This is a genomic window from Pseudoalteromonas sp. S4492, assembly GCF_005886115.1.
Lineage (GTDB): Bacteria > Pseudomonadota > Gammaproteobacteria > Enterobacterales > Alteromonadaceae > Pseudoalteromonas > Pseudoalteromonas gelatinilytica.
In genome coordinates, this window is the sequence record NZ_PNCP01000202.1 from 1 (window position 1) to 416 (window position 416).

Genomic DNA, 416 nt, shown 5'->3' on the forward strand with positions numbered 1-416 from the left:
GGATAGTGGATGCGGACATCAGCCGGTTCTTTGATCAAATCGATCATGGCTGGATGATGAAATTCCTGCAACACAGAATTGCAGACAAAAGAATACTCAGGCTCGTAGAGCAGACGCTCAGGGCCGTAGTGGTCGACGATGGCCGAAAGACCAGAACAAGGCTTCGAACCCCTCAACGAGCGGTGATTTCACCACTGCTGGCGAATATCTACCTCCACTATGTTCTGGACCTATGGGCTCACCAGTGGCGCAGGAAGCAGACCAGAGGTGAGGGATACATCGTCCGCTTTGCGGACGACAGTGTGATGGGATTCCAGTACCGCTCAGACGCGCTCCATTTTATGGGGCTACTTCACAGACGGCTGGAAAAGTTTGGTTTGAAGCTGAATAAAGGTAAAACCCGATTGCTGGAGTTT

General features: G+C 51.4%; 1 protein-coding gene. It reads left to right on the forward strand.

From position 1 onward, the window contains the following. A partial coding sequence (locus tag CWC28_RS21380; protein ID WP_249324995.1) for a reverse transcriptase domain-containing protein occupies positions 1 to 416 on the forward strand: 416 nt, incomplete at both ends.